The sequence below is a fragment of the Methylocucumis oryzae genome (assembly GCF_000963695.1).
Taxonomy (GTDB): domain Bacteria; phylum Pseudomonadota; class Gammaproteobacteria; order Methylococcales; family Methylomonadaceae; genus Methylovulum; species Methylovulum oryzae.
Genome location: NZ_LAJX01000116.1, coordinates 17,050 through 34,116, shown reverse-complemented (window position 1 = coordinate 34,116; position 17,067 = coordinate 17,050). Strand labels below are relative to the sequence as shown.

At 44.1% G+C, this 17,067-nt stretch carries 23 protein-coding genes and 2 pseudogenes; 5 read left to right on the top strand and 20 right to left on the bottom strand.

Annotation, left to right across the window (positions count from 1 at the left end):
- Window positions 1-154: 154 nt before the first annotated feature.
- The 16 genes and pseudogenes from VZ94_RS11860 to VZ94_RS11805 form a co-directional block, all read right to left on the bottom strand.
- Complete coding sequence (locus VZ94_RS11860) at window positions 155-1,102, bottom strand: vWA domain-containing protein (RefSeq protein ID WP_082081594.1); 948 nt, start codon at window positions 1,100-1,102, stop codon at window positions 155-157.
- On the bottom strand, window positions 1,102-1,665 hold the full coding sequence (locus VZ94_RS11855) for an MxaK protein (RefSeq protein WP_045779379.1): 564 nt from the start codon (window positions 1,663-1,665) through the stop codon (window positions 1,102-1,104). Before VZ94_RS11855 ends, VZ94_RS11860 begins: the two co-directional genes overlap by 1 nt.
- Window positions 1,649-1,984: a hypothetical protein gene (locus VZ94_RS32085; protein WP_338040380.1), complete on the bottom strand. Its 336-nt coding sequence runs from the start codon at window positions 1,982-1,984 to the stop codon at window positions 1,649-1,651. Before VZ94_RS32085 ends, VZ94_RS11855 begins: the two co-directional genes overlap by 17 nt.
- Entirely contained in the window at window positions 1,956-2,642 is a 687-nt protein-coding gene (locus VZ94_RS11850) for a vWA domain-containing protein (protein WP_338040379.1), read from the bottom strand. Before VZ94_RS11850 ends, VZ94_RS32085 begins: the two co-directional genes overlap by 29 nt.
- Entirely contained in the window at window positions 2,639-3,523 is an 885-nt protein-coding gene (locus VZ94_RS11845) for a hypothetical protein (protein WP_052700474.1), read from the bottom strand. Before VZ94_RS11845 ends, VZ94_RS11850 begins: the two co-directional genes overlap by 4 nt.
- Window positions 3,520-3,771: a hypothetical protein gene (locus VZ94_RS22935; protein WP_052700473.1), complete on the bottom strand. Its 252-nt coding sequence runs from the start codon at window positions 3,769-3,771 to the stop codon at window positions 3,520-3,522. Before VZ94_RS22935 ends, VZ94_RS11845 begins: the two co-directional genes overlap by 4 nt.
- Window positions 3,749-4,348, bottom strand: a complete 600-nt coding sequence (locus VZ94_RS11840) for a DUF58 domain-containing protein (protein WP_052700472.1) — start codon at window positions 4,346-4,348, stop codon at window positions 3,749-3,751. The genes VZ94_RS22935 and VZ94_RS11840 overlap by 23 nt, the downstream gene beginning before the upstream one ends.
- A gap of 4 nt (window positions 4,349-4,352) precedes the next feature.
- Entirely contained in the window at window positions 4,353-4,742 is a 390-nt protein-coding gene (locus tag VZ94_RS11835; protein ID WP_045779378.1) for a hypothetical protein, read from the bottom strand.
- A gap of 8 nt (window positions 4,743-4,750) precedes the next feature.
- Window positions 4,751-4,960, bottom strand: a complete 210-nt coding sequence (locus VZ94_RS11830; RefSeq protein WP_045779377.1) for a hypothetical protein — start codon at window positions 4,958-4,960, stop codon at window positions 4,751-4,753.
- Between the two features lie 97 nt (window positions 4,961-5,057).
- Window positions 5,058-5,255, bottom strand: a complete 198-nt coding sequence (locus VZ94_RS32080; protein ID WP_338040378.1) for a hypothetical protein — start codon at window positions 5,253-5,255, stop codon at window positions 5,058-5,060.
- The gene (locus tag VZ94_RS11825) at window positions 5,203-6,075 is read right to left on the bottom strand and encodes an AAA family ATPase (protein WP_338040377.1); all 873 of its coding nucleotides are present in this window, start codon (window positions 6,073-6,075) and stop codon (window positions 5,203-5,205) included. The genes VZ94_RS32080 and VZ94_RS11825 overlap by 53 nt, the downstream gene beginning before the upstream one ends.
- Before the next feature lie 98 nt (window positions 6,076-6,173).
- Window positions 6,174-6,446, bottom strand: a complete 273-nt coding sequence (locus VZ94_RS11820; RefSeq protein ID WP_045779376.1) for a methanol dehydrogenase [cytochrome c] subunit — start codon at window positions 6,444-6,446, stop codon at window positions 6,174-6,176.
- A gap of 18 nt (window positions 6,447-6,464) precedes the next feature.
- Window positions 6,465-6,937 (bottom strand): annotated as a pseudogene (moxG, locus tag VZ94_RS11815) (cytochrome c(L), periplasmic).
- Between the two features lie 7 nt (window positions 6,938-6,944).
- A complete protein-coding gene (gene moxJ, locus VZ94_RS11810; RefSeq protein WP_338040376.1) occupies window positions 6,945-7,595 on the bottom strand; it encodes a methanol oxidation system protein MoxJ in 651 nt (216 codons plus the stop codon).
- A complete protein-coding gene (locus VZ94_RS32075) occupies window positions 7,582-7,785 on the bottom strand; it encodes a hypothetical protein (RefSeq protein ID WP_338040375.1) in 204 nt (67 codons plus the stop codon). The genes moxJ and VZ94_RS32075 overlap by 14 nt, the downstream gene beginning before the upstream one ends.
- A 56-nt stretch (window positions 7,786-7,841) precedes the next feature.
- Window positions 7,842-9,652: pseudogene (locus tag VZ94_RS11805) on the bottom strand (methanol/ethanol family PQQ-dependent dehydrogenase).
- A 275-nt stretch (window positions 9,653-9,927) separates the two neighbouring features.
- Here VZ94_RS11805 and VZ94_RS11800 point away from each other — a divergent pair.
- On the top strand, window positions 9,928-10,593 hold the full coding sequence (locus tag VZ94_RS11800) for a response regulator (RefSeq protein WP_045779375.1): 666 nt from the start codon (window positions 9,928-9,930) through the stop codon (window positions 10,591-10,593).
- 51 nt (window positions 10,594-10,644) lie between these two features.
- Here VZ94_RS11800 and VZ94_RS11795 read toward each other — a convergent pair whose 3' ends face one another.
- Together VZ94_RS11795 and VZ94_RS22930 are read right to left on the bottom strand one after the other, a co-directional pair.
- Window positions 10,645-11,070, bottom strand: coding sequence for an SRPBCC family protein (locus tag VZ94_RS11795; RefSeq protein WP_239649879.1), 426 nt, complete (start codon window positions 11,068-11,070; stop codon window positions 10,645-10,647).
- A gap of 119 nt (window positions 11,071-11,189) precedes the next feature.
- Entirely contained in the window at window positions 11,190-11,591 is a 402-nt protein-coding gene (locus VZ94_RS22930; RefSeq protein ID WP_052700471.1) for a PIN domain-containing protein, read from the bottom strand.
- A gap of 331 nt (window positions 11,592-11,922) precedes the next feature.
- On the opposite strand from VZ94_RS22930, the gene VZ94_RS32755 reads away from it, so the two are divergent.
- The 4 genes from VZ94_RS32755 to VZ94_RS11775 all read left to right on the top strand — a co-directional run bounded on the left by VZ94_RS32755 (window position 11,923) and on the right by VZ94_RS11775 (window position 15,235).
- Window positions 11,923-12,135: an IS1/IS1595 family N-terminal zinc-binding domain-containing protein gene (locus VZ94_RS32755; RefSeq protein WP_082081590.1), complete on the top strand. Its 213-nt coding sequence runs from the start codon at window positions 11,923-11,925 to the stop codon at window positions 12,133-12,135.
- Between the two features lie 42 nt (window positions 12,136-12,177).
- On the top strand, window positions 12,178-12,630 hold the full coding sequence (locus VZ94_RS11785; protein ID WP_082081589.1) for a hypothetical protein: 453 nt from the start codon (window positions 12,178-12,180) through the stop codon (window positions 12,628-12,630).
- Window positions 12,631-13,013: 383 nt separating this feature from the next.
- Window positions 13,014-13,931 carry a hypothetical protein gene (locus VZ94_RS11780; protein ID WP_045779374.1) on the top strand — a complete coding sequence of 306 codons (918 nt, stop codon included), beginning with the start codon at window positions 13,014-13,016 and terminating at the stop codon, window positions 13,929-13,931.
- Window positions 13,928-15,235, top strand: a complete 1,308-nt coding sequence (locus tag VZ94_RS11775; RefSeq protein ID WP_045779373.1) for a hypothetical protein — start codon at window positions 13,928-13,930, stop codon at window positions 15,233-15,235. The genes VZ94_RS11780 and VZ94_RS11775 overlap by 4 nt, the downstream gene beginning before the upstream one ends.
- Window positions 15,236-15,666: 431 nt before the next feature.
- Here the strand turns inward: VZ94_RS11775 and VZ94_RS30730 are convergent, their stop codons facing one another.
- Both VZ94_RS30730 and VZ94_RS11765 read right to left on the bottom strand, forming a co-directional pair.
- Window positions 15,667-16,077 carry an REP-associated tyrosine transposase gene (locus tag VZ94_RS30730; protein WP_439097733.1) on the bottom strand — a complete coding sequence of 137 codons (411 nt, stop codon included), beginning with the start codon at window positions 16,075-16,077 and terminating at the stop codon, window positions 15,667-15,669.
- 373 nt (window positions 16,078-16,450) lie between these two features.
- Window positions 16,451-17,023 carry a hypothetical protein gene (locus VZ94_RS11765; protein ID WP_045779372.1) on the bottom strand — a complete coding sequence of 191 codons (573 nt, stop codon included), beginning with the start codon at window positions 17,021-17,023 and terminating at the stop codon, window positions 16,451-16,453.
- Window positions 17,024-17,067: the final 44 nt, after the last annotated feature.

Here is a 17,067-nt window from a genome sequence, read left to right as displayed (position 1 = left end):
TTAAGTAGGGCCAGGACATTCAGAGCGCATAACGCCAGGGATGGCGTGTAGTAGGGCAACGCAGGAGCAGTTGCCGAGGACGCCGTAAATACATCCCTGTAGGCTTGGCGGCAGCATCCCTGCTGCCAACACCTGCTCTCTAAACGTCCTGTCCCTACTTGGCATTGTTCCGCCTAAAAGGCCAATACACACTTATTAACAACAACGCAGCCGCTAAGGCATAGCCAGAGCGAATATCGACATTCGCCGGGATGAACTGGGCTAATTCTGGGTTAAACAACGCCTGTCTTAAGCTATCGCTATCCTCTAAGCGCTGATAGGCTAAGCCGCTCTGTTCGGCTAAGCTTTGTAAATAATCTTGTTTTAATGACGTTAAATGCTCGTTGCCAACCACCGCCTCATTGCCAAACGGTGCGTTTCTGGCATTATAACCAGCGATTTTTTCAGGATTTAAATCAGACTCACCAAAGGTCGAACGATGCGGCACATCCTCGGCTTGATACACGCCTTGACGTTGGCCTTGAGCATTAAATTTAGGAATTGCCGTTAACGCTAAGTCACCTACCCCTAAGATGACACCTTTTCTCTTACCTTTAAGCGCGGAAAAATCAGCTTGATAACGCGGGTTTAACGGCGGCGCTTCATGACCATCGGTAATAAAAATCACTTGGCTAGTCGGTAACACAGTCATTGCATGATGCAGACCGCTAGCAATTCGGCTATCTGCCGCCCAAGCCATGCGCCAATCCAAGCTAGCCAACGTAGCGATAAGCTCGTTATAGCCTTGGCACACTTCAATAGGCTGAAATAATAACGTCGTGCGCCGCTCAGTAAACACGCCTAGACCTACGCGTGATTGACAAGGTAATTCTTTTAATACGGCCTGCAGTTGGTGTTTAACAAACGTTAAGCGGCTTACCGGCTGTTTGTCCTCACTATAATCTTCCGCATTCATACTGCGGGTTATATCGATAATAAACGTATAATCGTATACGGCTTGTGGTTGTCGTAGCGTCGGCTTGATGAAGCCTGCGACAAGCAAACACCAGGCGAATAGCAACGCATAAAAGCGATAATCCCTATAACAATAAATCCTACGCACTAGGGTAAACCTCTAGGAAAACCCGGCACCGTGGTCCATAACGGCGCTTTTTTATTCGGTGGATTCTCATCATCGCCGCTATTGATTTTGTCCATTTCAGGCAATAAGCGCATAGCGACTTCTAAATTGTATTTAGCATCCCAATAGTGGCTGTCTATGCTCAACGCTTGTCTATACGCTTGTTTAGCGAGTGCGACTAAAGGCATAGCATCATTAATGCTCATCGTTTCGGCTTTGGCCACAGCTTGTTCTAAATAGATATTGCCTAAATTATAGCGTAGCAACACTTGCAATCTAGGCTCAGTAAAGCCGCTCGTTAAGCTCAATGCTGCCAACGCATCGTCATAGCGCTTATGTTGTTTTAAAAACAACGCCCTAGCTAGTAACACTTCAGGTTTTGCCTGACGTAAATTACCGATGGCAGGCTCTAAACCTTTAGCATAATCATTTATCAACGCATTGGTTTCGGCATTTCGCATGATGTCTAATGCCTGCCAGCCCCATACACTAGCACTTATCCCCAATACTAAGTAAGCCAACCCACGTTTATACGCTGTTCTCATCGCGCCACTCCATGAACTTTGCTAGCAATAACAAACTGATACAGCTCAGTGCCACGCCATAGCAGATACCAGATAAATCGTGTTTGGGTCGTTGTTCTTGATAATACAACGGTGTTTGCTCTAGCTTATCAATATCCGCTATTGCCTGCCGCATCGCATCAGGGGTTTCAGCTTGATAGGCTTTATAAGGAATATTTAAACTTTGGAAAAATAAATGTAAATGCCGCTCTGGCATCACTTGCGCGTTATCGTCGCGTTTGTCGCTAGGTAAATCAAAAATACCTGGGCTATTAGAGCTTCGTAAGAACAACCAGTACAAAACGTACTTGTTGTTGTTTGAAATACTGTCTTAACGCTAATTCGCTGCTCGCATCAATCGCCGCCGCACCATCGGAAACCAATAACACCATACGCGAACCGGTTAAGTCCGGCTTATCAAATAAACTTAACGCCATGCTTAACCCTTTACTCACATGGGTATACGCCAGTGCAGGCAAGGTGGTGGCGTCGATAGCGGCCTGTAACGCTTGTTTATTATCGGTTAGCGGTAAAACAAATAACGGCGATGTGCTGTATTCGACAATGCCTAATAAATCATGCGGGCGTTCATTGATAAACGATTTTAATAATCGACGCGCAGCAGCGGCTTTTGACTCTTGTCCACCATCAGGTAAGCTGCCTGCAAAACTGTTATCCATACTATTGCTACGATCTAGCAATAACACAATATTGGCACCCAACCCAATGCGTTCTAACACTTGTCCAGTCGTATGTAAGCCGGCTAAGCCCAAAACCAACGTGAATAGAGCGGTAGCACCCAGAAACTTAAGGATAACCGTAACGCTAATCGCCCCTGCATCAGCCGGAATTAAGCCTAACCATGCATAGCGACTAGTCTTAGCCCCGATAAGCCCTAGCGGCAGTAATACAAAAGCTAGCGCAAGCAACCACGCTGGCTGGTTAAACGCGAATGTCATGCCTCACCTTGCTCTATGCGCGCGCATTGCAGGCATAACTGTTGTAAGCGAGTCACAACTTCATGCCCAGTTAAGGTACTCGTGCCAAAAAAGTAGCGATTCGATAAATCAAAAAACTCTGCTAGGTCTGTCTTTAACTTTTGATATTCCGCATGTTGATAGAAAAACTCGGCTAATTGAGCTTGAAATAACGGCTGCCCATAAATTTGATTAAGCGCGCCATGAACCAGCGCAAACCCCTCATCTAACTGCTTATCGGTCAAGCGCAGCAAGCGCTGATAAGCCGGTTTGAATACACGCTTTTGGTTAAATCTAGCCAAATAACCATAGCTGCTCATTAAATAACCACCGCTGAGCAACATCATAAAAAATGCAATTAACGCATTTGTCCATGCTGCGTCGCTGGAAAGTAATGGCACTAACGCATCAGGCCGCATGTATTCGCCGGTCTCGTCTTTTCTAACCGCTAATTCGCGTAACGGCGAAAGGGTAAACGACCAGGCAGGCACGGCTTGTTCGGCGTGATGTTGACCTTGCTGTAACACCACATTAAACGCCGGTATCGTCAGCATTTTTACTTCCAGCGGCGCATAAAACACTTGATACGTTAAATCTATGCGATAACGTGTATGTCCACCACCAATAGATTCCTCATGTGCATTCAACGCATTTAATTGTAGCCAGCGATTAAGCTGGCCAGGCTTAGGTAAACTGTTTTTATCGAGTTTAACGCCATTATCCGTTGTAATAAGCACTTGATGACGTAAGGTATCGCCGAGTACATAACCAAACGGTCTAGGCGTTAATAACCGTACCTGACTCGTTACGCTATCACTACAAGCCGTCAGACAACACAGCAATAAAATAACCCACGCTCTCATAGTGGCTGCCGTTGTAAAAAATATTCTGTGATGTATTCCGGTTTAAACCTATTTTGCAAAAATAACGCTTCTGCGCCAAAACCGCTAAAAAAGCGTCGAACATGCTCACGTCTAACCTGCATAGCGTTGCGTAATTTTTTATTAAAACCTGGATATAACAAAAGCGTTTTCTGTTGCTGAGTTTCTCGGTCTTGTACATGCCAAAGTCCCCAATCAGGTAAACCTTCATAGTCTGCAGAACGAGACAATGCCAACGGTACGACATCGTGTTGTGGTAGTAACGCTAATAACGGTTTCAATTCGTCTAATGCAAAATAAAAATCTGATAATAAAAAAATCAGTGCCGGACGTTTTAGGTAAAAAAGGCAGTAGTGCTAACCAATTCGGCGTTTGCTTAGCCCAGTTAATAGCTTCACGGCGAAATAACTCGTCAATAAGTCCTATTTGCTTAGTTTTGACTAGCCTAAGTGAAGGCTCTTCACCCTGCCCTACACCGTAGAAACTAAAGGTATCGCCATAAGCCAACGCGGATTCAGCGAGTGTGTGGCAAAACGCGGTAATGAAAGCTTGCTGAGGTTGCATAGATGCGGATAAATCGACGATTAACACCACATCGATAAGCCGGTTTTGTTCACTGATGCGTACTTGATACTGCTCAAACATATCCAATACGCTAGCCCGTAAATCTATGCGTCTTGGGTCAGGATAAGCCATTAGCGGTTGATGGTGCTTAAACAATAAACCATCGCCTTGGGCACGACTTTTGTGCGCCCCTGGGTAAATAGCGCGGCTATGACCGGCAAAGCGGTATTGAATTAACGACATAGCGTTATTGTTGGCCTAATAAAATAGCAATTAATAGCGTAGCCACTAAGCCTTGTGTCGGCCATAAGTACCGACCAGGCAACTGAATGAGCCAATCAAAAACACGGTTATCGTGAGTTTCCGTGGCCTGAGCTAATAAACCTAAGCCATACGCTAAGCCTGCTACAGATAGCAAGACTACGATGCGTGGACTGTCTAGTAACAATGTTTGCCATAACGTAACATAACCGGTATCGGCAATGCCAAATAAGATTTGCGGGGTTAAAATACCTAACGCAATAGCCGCTAAGGCAAAAGTCAACGTAATAACATGATGGGTTATGGCTCGACAATAACTCGCGATACCTTGCCAATGACCATAACGACTTGCGCCATACCAGACCGGTATGGTCACGCATAGCCCTAATAGACCGATAATAGTGAGCAATTCCAAAAACCTAGGCTTATCGCTTCGTTAATAGCCCCTACATAATACGCCGCATAAGGCTCTGGTTCTTGTTTATCCAAAATTTCAGCGATTACGACTAATAACACACCTAAGCCTATATAGCTTAAACAGGCTTGGCGTAAGCGTGTTTGGTCGATTAATTGGGTAAAGTCTTTAAGGTTCATAACATCATCAGCGTTTAGATTATTGTTGTTATTTCGGTGACGAAAAGTAAATGTAGGTTGGTTTGCGATATTCTTTTAACTCAATGGCAGGGAGCCTCTAAGGCGCCGCAATATGTTTTAAAATTCCAGCCATTAGCTCATTTTTTACTAATTCTTGTTTATAGGCATATCGAGCCGTTAAAAATATGCGGTGTGCAACGGTCACGTTAAAAACAGCTTGCACATCTTCAGGCAAGACAAAGTCACGACCTACCAACCAAGCTTGGGTCTTCGCCGCCCGGATTAAAAAGCTCATACCACGCGGGCTTGCGCCTGCTTGAATCAATTGCTCCATCACCACATCGCTTAACTGTATGCCAAAAACGTTGAGGGTTATGCGTGGCTTGCCATAAGTGCAATGCATACGTGCGCAAACTATCTGAGCTATACAAATGACCTTGAATAGCCTCGGCTATATCATTCAAGCGGTCATACGCCAGACCTGCGTTTGGCATACTGGCGACTAATCGGTCGCTGTCGTGATAACGCGTATTAAACATTAGCTCGGTTAATACATCAGTTTGTGTCGGCACCTGAATGCCAATCTCAAACATAAACCTATCTTTCGCAGCGGCCGGTAATTCAAACGTTTCCTCGCGCTCGACTTGGTTTCTGTCAGCAAACACCAATAAATGCGGTAAGTCATACACTTGGTTAAACGCTTGCACACTACGCTCAGCCATCGCCCGTAATAGCACCGCATGGACTTGCGGCCTAGCGCGATTAATTTCATTGAAAAAAAACGTAGTTAAGCGTTCGCGTTGCTTAAGTAAAGGACCGGCATCGACGCGCGGCTTACCGTTCTGGTCTAAATACGTGTAATAAAGTAAGTCGGCAGGTAATAAATCGATAGCACCTTCTATACGTTGATAATCGCCACCTAAACCTTGCGCAACGGCTTTTAACAACGTGGTTTTACCGACACCAACAGGGCCTTCTAGCAGCACATGCCCCCGCGCAAATACGGCAAGAATGATATAGCGAATCGCTTGAGCTTGACCTACGATGATTTGATTGAGTTGATGTTCAAAGCGCAAAGCGGCATCGCGCCAATCGCTTAAGCTTGAGTCGATCATAACTGAGATTCTTAATTGAAAAAAACCACCGCTAGCAAATCCACTAGCGGTGTACCCGGCATTAACAAGGGGGCGTTTATGCCGTACAAGGTTGATGTTTATTGAATCTCTTCGACATCATAAACAAACTTGCCTGTTTTATTGAAATGTTGCCAGCGTTTTTCATTGCGGGCTTCCATTTCTTTAATAGACTGAGCTTGTTTATTTAACTCGTTCACGTCGTGTTTAGGATCATATTTACTGCCAGCGACTTTATCTGGGAATCCAGGTTTTGGCTCCCAGCACACCCCCGCTTCTTTACAATGTGTGCCATCATAGGCAAACACTGACATAGGCAACACTAACGCTGCTATTAAGATAAATGATTTCATAGCTCTCTCCTGTTATTGTTATTGGGTTAACCACTTGGCTTTTTTCGGATCACCTTGATAGATGTCACGGATAAACGCCATGATGTGCAACATTTCATCCGTCGTAAAATTCACATATTGCGGGCCCATCATGCCGTTAGCTCCGCCAAACAACAGCTCAAATAAGCCTTGATCGGTGGCATTTCTAGGATACGTCCAATAATCGTCAGCGAGTCCAGGCCCTAATTTACCCTCAGCCTCGTGACCATGACAGCCTGAACACCCCGTCATATATAAACTTTTACCTTTTTCTATAGCTTCTTTGTTACCGTTATAAGGATTTTTTACCCGTTTGTAAAAAATTGCTTAAATACCTCGGTGTTACCACCTTTTTTAGCAAAGCTTAAATCCAGCGCTTCGCCAGTAATCGCATGATGTAAGCTAATATCGGCTTGCGCAGGAACCGTGCATAATGCCGCTAACACAGCGATAGTTATCATTGTAAATTTCATAATCTTCCTAATGCTTATCTGCTACAGCAACAGTGTCGTCAGAAAGTAAAGGCATACCTTCAGCGGCTAAAATAGTCTTTATATCTTGTTGCTTAGATTGAATGACGTGATTGATTTGTGCCAGTAACGCGTTATCACCTTTACGCACACCGATTGAAGAACTGTAATGATGTCCCACTTTCATACCATCGGCACGCGTGTTGTTATCGGGAATAACCGTCATGGCTAAGGGCGTTGCCGCCGCTTTAACATAACGCGCTGCCGCAGGCCCCCATAACACAGCAACCTCAGCATGACCTGAAGCGACTTCGTTAACTAATTTTTCGTTGTCATATTTCACATATTGATTGCGCTTAGATTTAAAGCCCACCAATTCTTGTGAGTAATTAAACATATCGTTATAACGACCAATCGCTCTTAACATCACTTCAGCCGGTGAACCCGGTACAAATGCAATACGTTGCGCTTGCTTTAATACTGGGCTATCCCACGTCTGTACCTCGGTTTTTTGTTTCTGGGTAATAAACACATAGCCAGAGCGGTAATAAGGCATGCTGGTTGATACTCTTGGGTCTCCGGTATCGACACCCATGACCACATCGCACAACCCTTTATCTAACGTATCGCGAATGAAATAACGCGGATCAGTCCAATACACATACTGGACTTTTTTTATTAAGTGCCTGACCTAATAATGACGCGAGCTTGTTTTCAAACCCCTCACCTTTATTATTGGAATAAGGCATTTCATCTTCAGCAGCGCAAACTTTAAGCGTGTCTGCATCGGCACTGACCTTTGTTGCAGACAACACCGCTAAACAACTTAAAACAATACTTAATTTTTTCATAGACTTCGGATATGACTCGAGGAATGGCTGGGGTATCACTACCCCAACCTACTGTTCTATAGCGAGAACACCATAACGCCGCCGCCCATTTGCGTGTAATGCGCTAACTCTTTAAACGCACCTACCGCACCTAAGCCTGCCGTCGGGTCTTTTAAGTCAAAAACTAAGCCCACACCTGGCCAGCCACCAACGCCGTAATAAATCGCCAAGTACTGTTTGCCATTATGTAAATACGTGATGGGATGGCCAATGACGCCTGAAGGCAATTTAAAACTTCCACAACTCTTCACCGGTTTTAGAGTTTAACGCTTTGATATAACCATCTAGCGTACCGTAAAACACTAAATCACCTGCCGTTGCCATCGTACCGCCCCAAACGGCGAATTTTTCTTTAACTTCCCATTCAAATTCGCCGGTAACGGAATTCATCGCCTTAACTTGACCTAAAGTGCCTTTAGGACCTGGGTACATGTTTAATGTCGCACCTACGAAGAATTGGCCTGCACGATACGGCAACATGAACGGTTCCCAATCCATACAGATATGGTTAATACCCATAAAGAATAATTTTTTGTTCGGATCGTAAGACTCTATGCCTTGGTTGTGATAACCCATCGCTGATGGACAAATACCTTTGGCTTCATGATCCATGTGCGTTGAATATTCAGGATCGCGCACCGGTAAACCGGTTTTTAAATCGACTTTTTTCACCCAGTTAACGGTATCATCGATTTTAAACGCATTGACTAAATCGCCGTTTTCGCGGTTTAGCGTGTAAACAATACCGTTACGGTCTGGATGAGTTAACAATTTAGTTTTCTTGCCATCAACCATTTGCTCAGATAAGCCCATGTAGTTGACACCGGCGTAATCCCATTCATCATGAGGCGTTTTTTTGATAGCCGAATTTTGCTTCGCCCGTATTAACATCACGACCCCAAATGGTCATCGTCCATTTGTTATCGCCCGGACGCATGGTTTCATTCCACGGCGCAGGGTTGCCTGAACCGTAATACAACATTTCTAAATCGCTATCATACGCATACCAACCCCAGTTGGTGCCGCCACCGATTTTCCATGCATCGCCTTCCCAGGTTTTTAAACCTAAGCCGAATTGACCGTAATGCGGATTGGCGCTGTTAAAGTTTTTTGCCAATTTAATATCTTCATCAGGACCGGTTGCATAGACTCGCCATTGTTGCTTGCCATCTTTAATGCTATACGCCGTCGCATAGCCGCGCACGCCAAGCTCAGCACCGGAGCTACCGACAATGACTTTATCTTTAACAACAAACGGTGCAATCGTTAAGGTCGAACCCATCGCAATATCAGAGTTCTCCATTTTCCATAACATCTCACCCGTTTTCGCATTGAGCGCGACCAGATGACCATCTAACTGGTTTAAGAAAATCGTCGCCGGATAATCTTTACCTTCTGGCGCATACGCTAAACCACGGTTAACAACGTCACAACAGGCAACAGCTCTAGCCGCCGGATTTTGTTTAGGTTTAAACTCCCATAAAATCTTATCTGGCTCGTTTAAATCAATGGCAAAAATATTATTCGGATACGGCGTATGGACATACATAATGCCATCGACCACTAGCGGCCCGCCTTCATGGCCGTTTAACACCCCTGTCGAAAACGACCATGCGACTTTTAAATTTTTAACATTAGTAATATTAATGTCGTACAACTCGCTAAAATGCGTCGCGCTATAATCCTTAGTCTGCATGACCCAGTTAGTATTTTGGCGTGAGAGTCGCTCCAGTTCTTTATTCGCCTCAGCAGGTTGCACCAGCGCCAGCAAAACACCCGCCGCTAATAGCGTGCGTCCGGCGTTAGGGGCAAATTTAAAAATCGGCATAATTCCTCCAGTGTTGGATGTTTTTATTGTTAAGGTCTAGCCAGGCGCCACTATCGGCTCGCTTGATCAACGTAAGGGGGATGAGCGCCCGGCTATGGAGCATTATGGTAAGTGAGTTACTGCAGCGGCTGTTAAGGAATAAGCCTTAAACGCTGTGGGAAAAAGTGCGGGATTTACCTAGGAAAAAGTTCCGAATCTCGACAAAAGTGAATTTCTCCCGTGGCTAAGTCGGCTAAATCACGGCATCATGGTTTTTTACCCGTACTGGAAACGCCATGCCTGAAAAAATTAATGTGTTATTAGTCGATGACCATGCTGTGGTTAGAACTGGGTATAAAGCGTATTTAGCATTAGCCGACAATATTGGCCTTATTTATGAAGCAGATAGAGGTGAAACCGCTTGCCAACTATACAGCCAACAGCAACCGGATTTGGTGATTTTAGACTTATCGATGCCGGGCATTGGCGGCTATGAAACCATACGACGTATTATTGCCCGCGATGCTCACGCCAGAATTTTAGTGTTTAGCATTCATTGCGATTTGGTCTATGTGACGCGTGCTTTAAAAGCCGGAGCCAAAGGCTATATCACCAAAAGCAGTATGCCAGAAACACTCATTGCCGCCGTCAGTAAAATCATCCAAGGCGGTACGTTTGTCGAACCAGAAATCGCACAACAACTGGCCGTCACGATGACAGCCGGACAAGACGAAGCTGAGAAAATTCAGCAACTATCACCCAGAGAATTTGATGTATTTTGTTTACTAGCCAACGGCTATACCACACATAAAGCCGCCGAAAAGCTGTGTTTAAGCTATAAAACCGTGTGTAATCACGGCACAACGATTAAGGAAAAACTAGGGGTATCGACCTTAGCCGAATTAACGTTATTAGCAACGCGCCAGGGGTTAATTGATATTTCCGAATCAATCAGTAAATAAAATAAAGGGGTACACGAGGTGTGTACTCCTCTATCATTATTTAAAGCTACCTTATTGCGCCGTTTCCAACGCAGCTTTTAAACCACTTAAACCATGAGTGAAAAAATCATTCATCGCTTTAACAGCCGCTTCGTCATTTTGCTCAGGCGCAGGGTTATTGCCGGTATCACCTCGATAAAAACGGCTTTTCAACACCACTTGACTGCTATTATCACTAGCACCTGGCAGCACTTGTACCGTCACGGAATAAGAACTGACCGGAAAAACCGCTGGATTTTCTTTTTTTAGCCGATAACTGTATTCATGGTCTTGCTCACTATAAAAATCTAGTTCTTCAGTCAATTCCCCACCTTTTTTAAACTCCACCGTTCGACTACCACCTGACGCTAGCTGCCCATCACCCGTACTGTGTTTTAGCTCAGGATGCCATTTAGCAATAGCATCGAATTGTTTAACCAACGCCCAAACTTGACTCACCGACGCTTGAATATCTATCGTCGCTTTAGCTTTCTGCGGCGTTGGTCCATGGGCAAAACGCCGAACCCGTCATAACCAACAAAACGATTAATGCCTTAAATCCGTTTTTCATACTTCACCTAAAAGCTCGCATTATCGCAGCTGTTATTTGAAACAAAACGGGGAGTTTTCCTAATGATAAGCAGGGATTTTCCTGGGAGTGTGTAGAGAGGCTTCGGGATAGCAAAGCCATTGGTATGCCTCGAAGGCGGTTTGCTTATCGACCATTCTCGTAGAGCAATGGTTTTAGCGACAATGTCGGCTGTTAAATCCAATACCGTCGCGTCGTTCATAAAATCGGTAAGCAACGCATAATGTTCATCTGGCGCATTAAAACCCAGTATTTCGATTTTTGTGATAACCGAAACAATAGGGATGTCGTCAATAACGCCGTCCATAAACATCATACCGGAAAATGGAAGTTTGTTGCCCAGATAGTCAATGACAGCATTACTGTCAATCAAATATTGTGTTGTTCCCATTCTTGACGACCTTGATCGACATAGTTTTGCAGTTCATCTGCGAGAATCGATGGTAACTTACCAGCGTATTTTTTGGACAGGCTTTGTTCGGTCTGTACCTTTTTTTCAACACTTTAATAATTTGCAGTTCTTCCAACTCATGCAAAAAGCCCTGCGGTTTTTTGGTTAGTCAGTTGTATTAGCAGGGTTTCCATAGTTTTATTCCTCGTTGAAAAGAGAATTTTCGTAGCGCATAGATTCGTTTAGCGGTGGTGTTCTTTATCTGGATAATGCATAAATTTTAAGTAGACTTAATGTATTATTAAACCTTAAAAATTCAGAGAGAACAAAAATGGCTTCCCTATCGATAAGTATATGCTGTCCGCAGTGTGGTTCGTCACAGGTCTCTAAGCGAGGCAAAACCGAACAAGGAAAACAGCGGTATATATGTTTAAATCAAGCGTGTTCAACAAACACCTTCATTTCACGAGAGCGGGGTCAGGCCTTACAATTTGCATCAAAATCGCCAAACAAACGAAGGTGTCACGTCAAATGTAAGGCCTGACCCCATGGCTTGCTGGTGTGTAAGCCGGAATCCCACCCAACCTTGTACGAATGGGTCGAGGATTTTCAACGGCTCGGATGGGTTAGCGTGCTAGAAAAGCAGCGCTGGACCGGTAAGCAACGCTTGACCGAACGTTACCGCTTCGCTCATCAAGTTCCGTTACGCGACAGCGATGATGCGCTGCTGGTTAACTGGTGTGAGGTTGAGATTACCGATGAGCTCGGCGGTATTATTTATCGCAATGCGTTTGTCACCGATCATCCTATTACTGCAGACACCGTGGTGGAGATTGTGCGTGTCGGTCGCACTCGCTGGAAAATCGAAAACGAAAATAACAACACGTTGAAAAACAACGGCTATAACTTTGCCCATAACTTTGGGCACGGTAAGAAACATCTTTCTTCTTTGTTGGCCAGCCTGAATATTTTGGCTTTTTGGTGCATACCCTGTTGCAGTGGTTTGATCGATGTTACCAATTGCTCCGTCAAGAACTAGCCAGCAGGAAATCTTTTTTTTAACGATTTAAGAGCGCTTACGCGTTATTTTTGTTTTGATAGTTGGCAGCATTTGATGGAGTTTATGCTTAACGGACTCGATATTCCAATTCCTACCCAAACATAAATCAGTGGGGGCTTAAATTGAGAATTGCTGAGCCAAAGCTTCGCTCTCCATCAAAGTAAGGTTTTATGATATATTTCTCAGCTTGTGCTTGTAGGAATCATCCATAATGTCGGAAAAAAAGTATTTCATTTAGGTCTCATCTTATTTCAAACACGACAGATCTTATTCAAGAAATTGATTTACACTGCACGCGTACATCCTATCTGATTGCTGGAATTGTTTCTCAGCTAGCAGCTTACACAGAAGAAGGTGTTTCTATGACTCCTTCAGTATTTATCTGCAACTCGATTTCTGAACTTATACAGCGAGCTGGCGTGGGTGAATATGTACCATTATCGAAAGAAGTGCCGCTAGAATCAGCGGGGCCTGCTCTTTTGAAAGCAGCGGCTCCGCTTTGCCGAGATAATTGGCGGATTTACATTGAGAGGTTGGATGATAATAAAAATTGTCGTTACGGCGTGTTTTGTGGGAGCAGTGACCCATCGTCTCTAACAGTAGATGAGGTTATCTTGGAAAACGATGGTTTTTCAATTAACTTTCCTGTCATTAAGATTGCTCAAAGCTCCACTAACAAGGTGGAAGTACGAACAAACGCGGGAAGCGTAATCGAGTTCCGTTTTAATGACGACATTGATGTTCATGAACTTAATAGCCAGACACAAATACAGGGATTAGCTAGCACTATTACAGCCGACATTGATGAAGATAGAGTAATGTTTTCTAGTTTCGTAGAGAGACTTCTCTCATCCGCCATTAAGAACAGTCACGGGACTTTAATTGCAGTTGTTCTATCTAGTAGTGATACTTTACCTCAAACACTACAAGACTTTGTTCAGCTTAATCCGAAAGTTAACTTATATGAACGATTTAGGTTACATTTGGATGAGGGAAAAACTGCGATTTCAGTTAGCCGTCTACAAGCTGCCGTCGAATTGATTTCAGGGTTTATTTGTAGTGACGGTATTACTATATTTAATAGTGCAGGTTGTGTTCTAGGGTATCGCGCCTTCATACGCAGTAATGTTGATAACCCGTCTTCAGAAGGAGGTGCTCGTAGCCGCGCTTTTACTGCAATGAAACAATTAATTGGCACTGAATTGGATGCCGCGTTTTTTAAATCACAGGATGGGCAGATTAAATTTTATCGTAATCGCCTTGAGGATAAGACCCAATGAATAATTCCGTCGTTGTTTGGAAAGAGCCTACAGGTACAATTGTGCCCCGGGATGCTGACTCTGCATTAGCAATTGCGACTGTGGCCAAGAGCCTCAGCTTACGCGATCAGAAACAAATTGTTACGGCATTCCAGTCTGAAGCTTTCGAAATGATGGCTGGCTTTGTTCTCAATAAAGCACTATCGCAATTAAAGCGTGCTCTTGCATCCCTTGGTATGGCGTTTGTTGGTGAAATGCTTGGACGTGCAGATTTAGATGAGGACTCAGTTCCGACAGTCAGTATTTCAAACTATGAAGCTATTACGCTTGCTAGAGAGCTAGGTCTTATTAACTCGACTGATGCAAAACGCCTGACCCAGCATTTGGAGCTATTGGCGCACTTCGATAGCTTAAACATTGATGATGCCGATATTGAGGAGATGACGCGAGAGGAAGCACTGTCATTTCTTAGAACGTGTGTTAACGCAGTCCTTGGCCGAGAAGGAAATATAGCTCCAGTAGAGTTTGTAGCTTTTAGAGATCAGTTAGAAAGTCGGACATTCAAAAAAACTGATTCAGAAGTCACCACTTTGCTGGTTGCTCCTTATTTTTTCCAGAAGACCACGTTGAGTATTTTGCTGGCCAATATTAAGACGAAGTCAGGAGCACAATTCGAACATACGCTTGGCAATACCGTAGTACTTATTCCCGCACTTTGGGAAAAGCTTCGAGACGCTGAGAAATGGGCAATTGGACAATCCTATGCAGAAGCTGTCAATGCTGGACTTTCTCCAGCAGTCTTGGCACTGAAGAAGTCGCTCACCAGCGTCCAAGGATTTGACTTTGTTCCTGAGTCACTGCGATCTCAGACATTCGCCGCCGCAGCGGCGAACGTTATCAGCATGCACACCGGGATGAACAATTTCTACAACGAACCTGCAGCAATATTGGCACTTGCAAAGCTGGGAACAACTATCCCGTGGCCGGCTTTCCCTATTTGTATGTCGGCTGTGTTAGCTGTCAAATTAGGTAATCAGTATGGGGTTTCAAACGTAGCACAATCTTACACGAAGAGTCTTCTTGATCGATTAACAGACAATCAATGGGAATACTATCTGAACGAATGTTTGCGCGGAGATGTTCTTATCTTGCAGAAATTGGCCTGGTATGACAAGACCCAAGTGAAATGGTTGGAACTCATTAATGAGTTCTCATTGAATGAGCGAACAATTAAATTCCAAGAAATTACAAAATTGCTAAATGCAAGGAATAAATCACTCCTTGAACGCGAGGCTATAAAATTACTAGCAAAAACAAACCAGTGATACGAACGGCACTTACTTAAGCTTCTTATGGGGGCATTCTTAAGGATTTCTTCGCGTGCTTGCCCCTCGGTTTCATCAGTCTTGGGTAGAGTTTTGGTCGTTTTTTCACAGCTCTTCGTTCGATCCTGTCGTATAACCGGGGTCAGAGTAATAAGGAATAAACTCGTTTCTCGTTTTAATGAAGCAAGCACACTTTGTGCTATTGAAAGCTAGGAAATAAATTTCCTTTATCCCCAAAGCCCCAAAGTGGGAAACGTAATAAGTGGTCTCTGCTCCCAGCGCGTAGGACGGTTTCGCGATAGCAAACCGTCATCGGTGCACCCCGAAATGGTGGATTGCCTATCGGCGAATCCCCTTACCACGTTACATAAGGTACGCGCAGCGTACCCTACTCCATCGCGGTATTATCTAAATCATCAAACATCGATGCGTCAAAACCTCCACCACCCCAATCGGCATCGTAAAACGCCTTGCTTTACATAACGATGGTAGGTTGAATAAGGCCAATCTCTTGCCCGTTCGACATACCCGTGTTTCACCGGATTGTAATGCACATAATCGAAATGCCGGGCATAGTCGTTTTCATCGCGTATAGCATGTTCCCAAAATCGCCGTTGCCAAACGCCGCGCCGCCGTTGATTTAAGCGTGATTGGGTTCGCGATTGTTCGTGTCCTTCCGACGCCAACCATGCTTTGGTAAACTCCTTTTTGATAAAACCCCACCGCGCCGAATAGCGCGTATCACCTTCGGGTAATGTCCATATTGCGTGACAATGTTCATCCAGCAAAACCAAGGCATCCAAACGAAAGGGCCAGTTTCGGCGGCAATCTCGGAATGCCATACCCAAAAAATGTGCGGGCGGTTTCGGTGCGAAAAATCGGGGCACGGCGTTCGGTTACCACCGTGAAGAAAAACGAACCACCCGGAACATAAGCCCGCCGATAATCAGACATAAGCAAGAATCACCCAATTGAGGGTACGCTGTGCGTACCATTTTGCCGAGCAACCCAAAGATGGACAAATATGCGGTTATCCATCAACAAATACAAAAAAACAGTACCAAACCGCCGCATAGGGTATACAACACACCCGAAATATCCCACAAATCAAAAGGTCACAGTGACACACATAACATCTCCACATTACCAGAAAAAAGGTACGCACAGCGTACCCTACCTGGCTAACTTGGGGAGGGTGACCACAATAATGCTTTGCTAAAGCTGACCTACATACTGTTCTTCAATTGATTCAGCCTTCTTATGAATTGGTATTCTCTCGCAAATAATCTTCGAAATAACTGTTATCTGATTTGCGAGATATTTGCACTCATCAATCATTATATTAAAGTTACCTAAGTTGATTTCTTCTGAAATTATTTCTACGCCATCACGTTTTTTCTTATCTTTCATGTACGTAATGTTGTTTTCATCTGCACTTTGCGCGTAATGCTTATCAATTAACCACAAACCATGAACATATAGGTTTCTTTTTTCAATAACGCTTTTTATCTGGTTAAATAAATTTGTTATTGCTTTTTTAGTTTCCCTCGAAAATTTAACGCTTTTAAAGAAACTGAAAAACAATCTTTCAGCCATACAAGCCATTTGATAGGCACCCAAATCAACTACTACTGAGTTGGCAACGTCAATATTGGGGTTTCCATCGGAAGAGATCAGAATAACCGCCCTTGAGAAGGCACGCATGCTATTAACTAAATGTTCGAACTCAACAACATACCTTCCAACCAAAAGATACTTTTTGTCTTCAAGTTTTGAAAAATCATTCACAAAACGCTTTCCTTACAAATGGAAAATTAGAGATTCATGTTGTG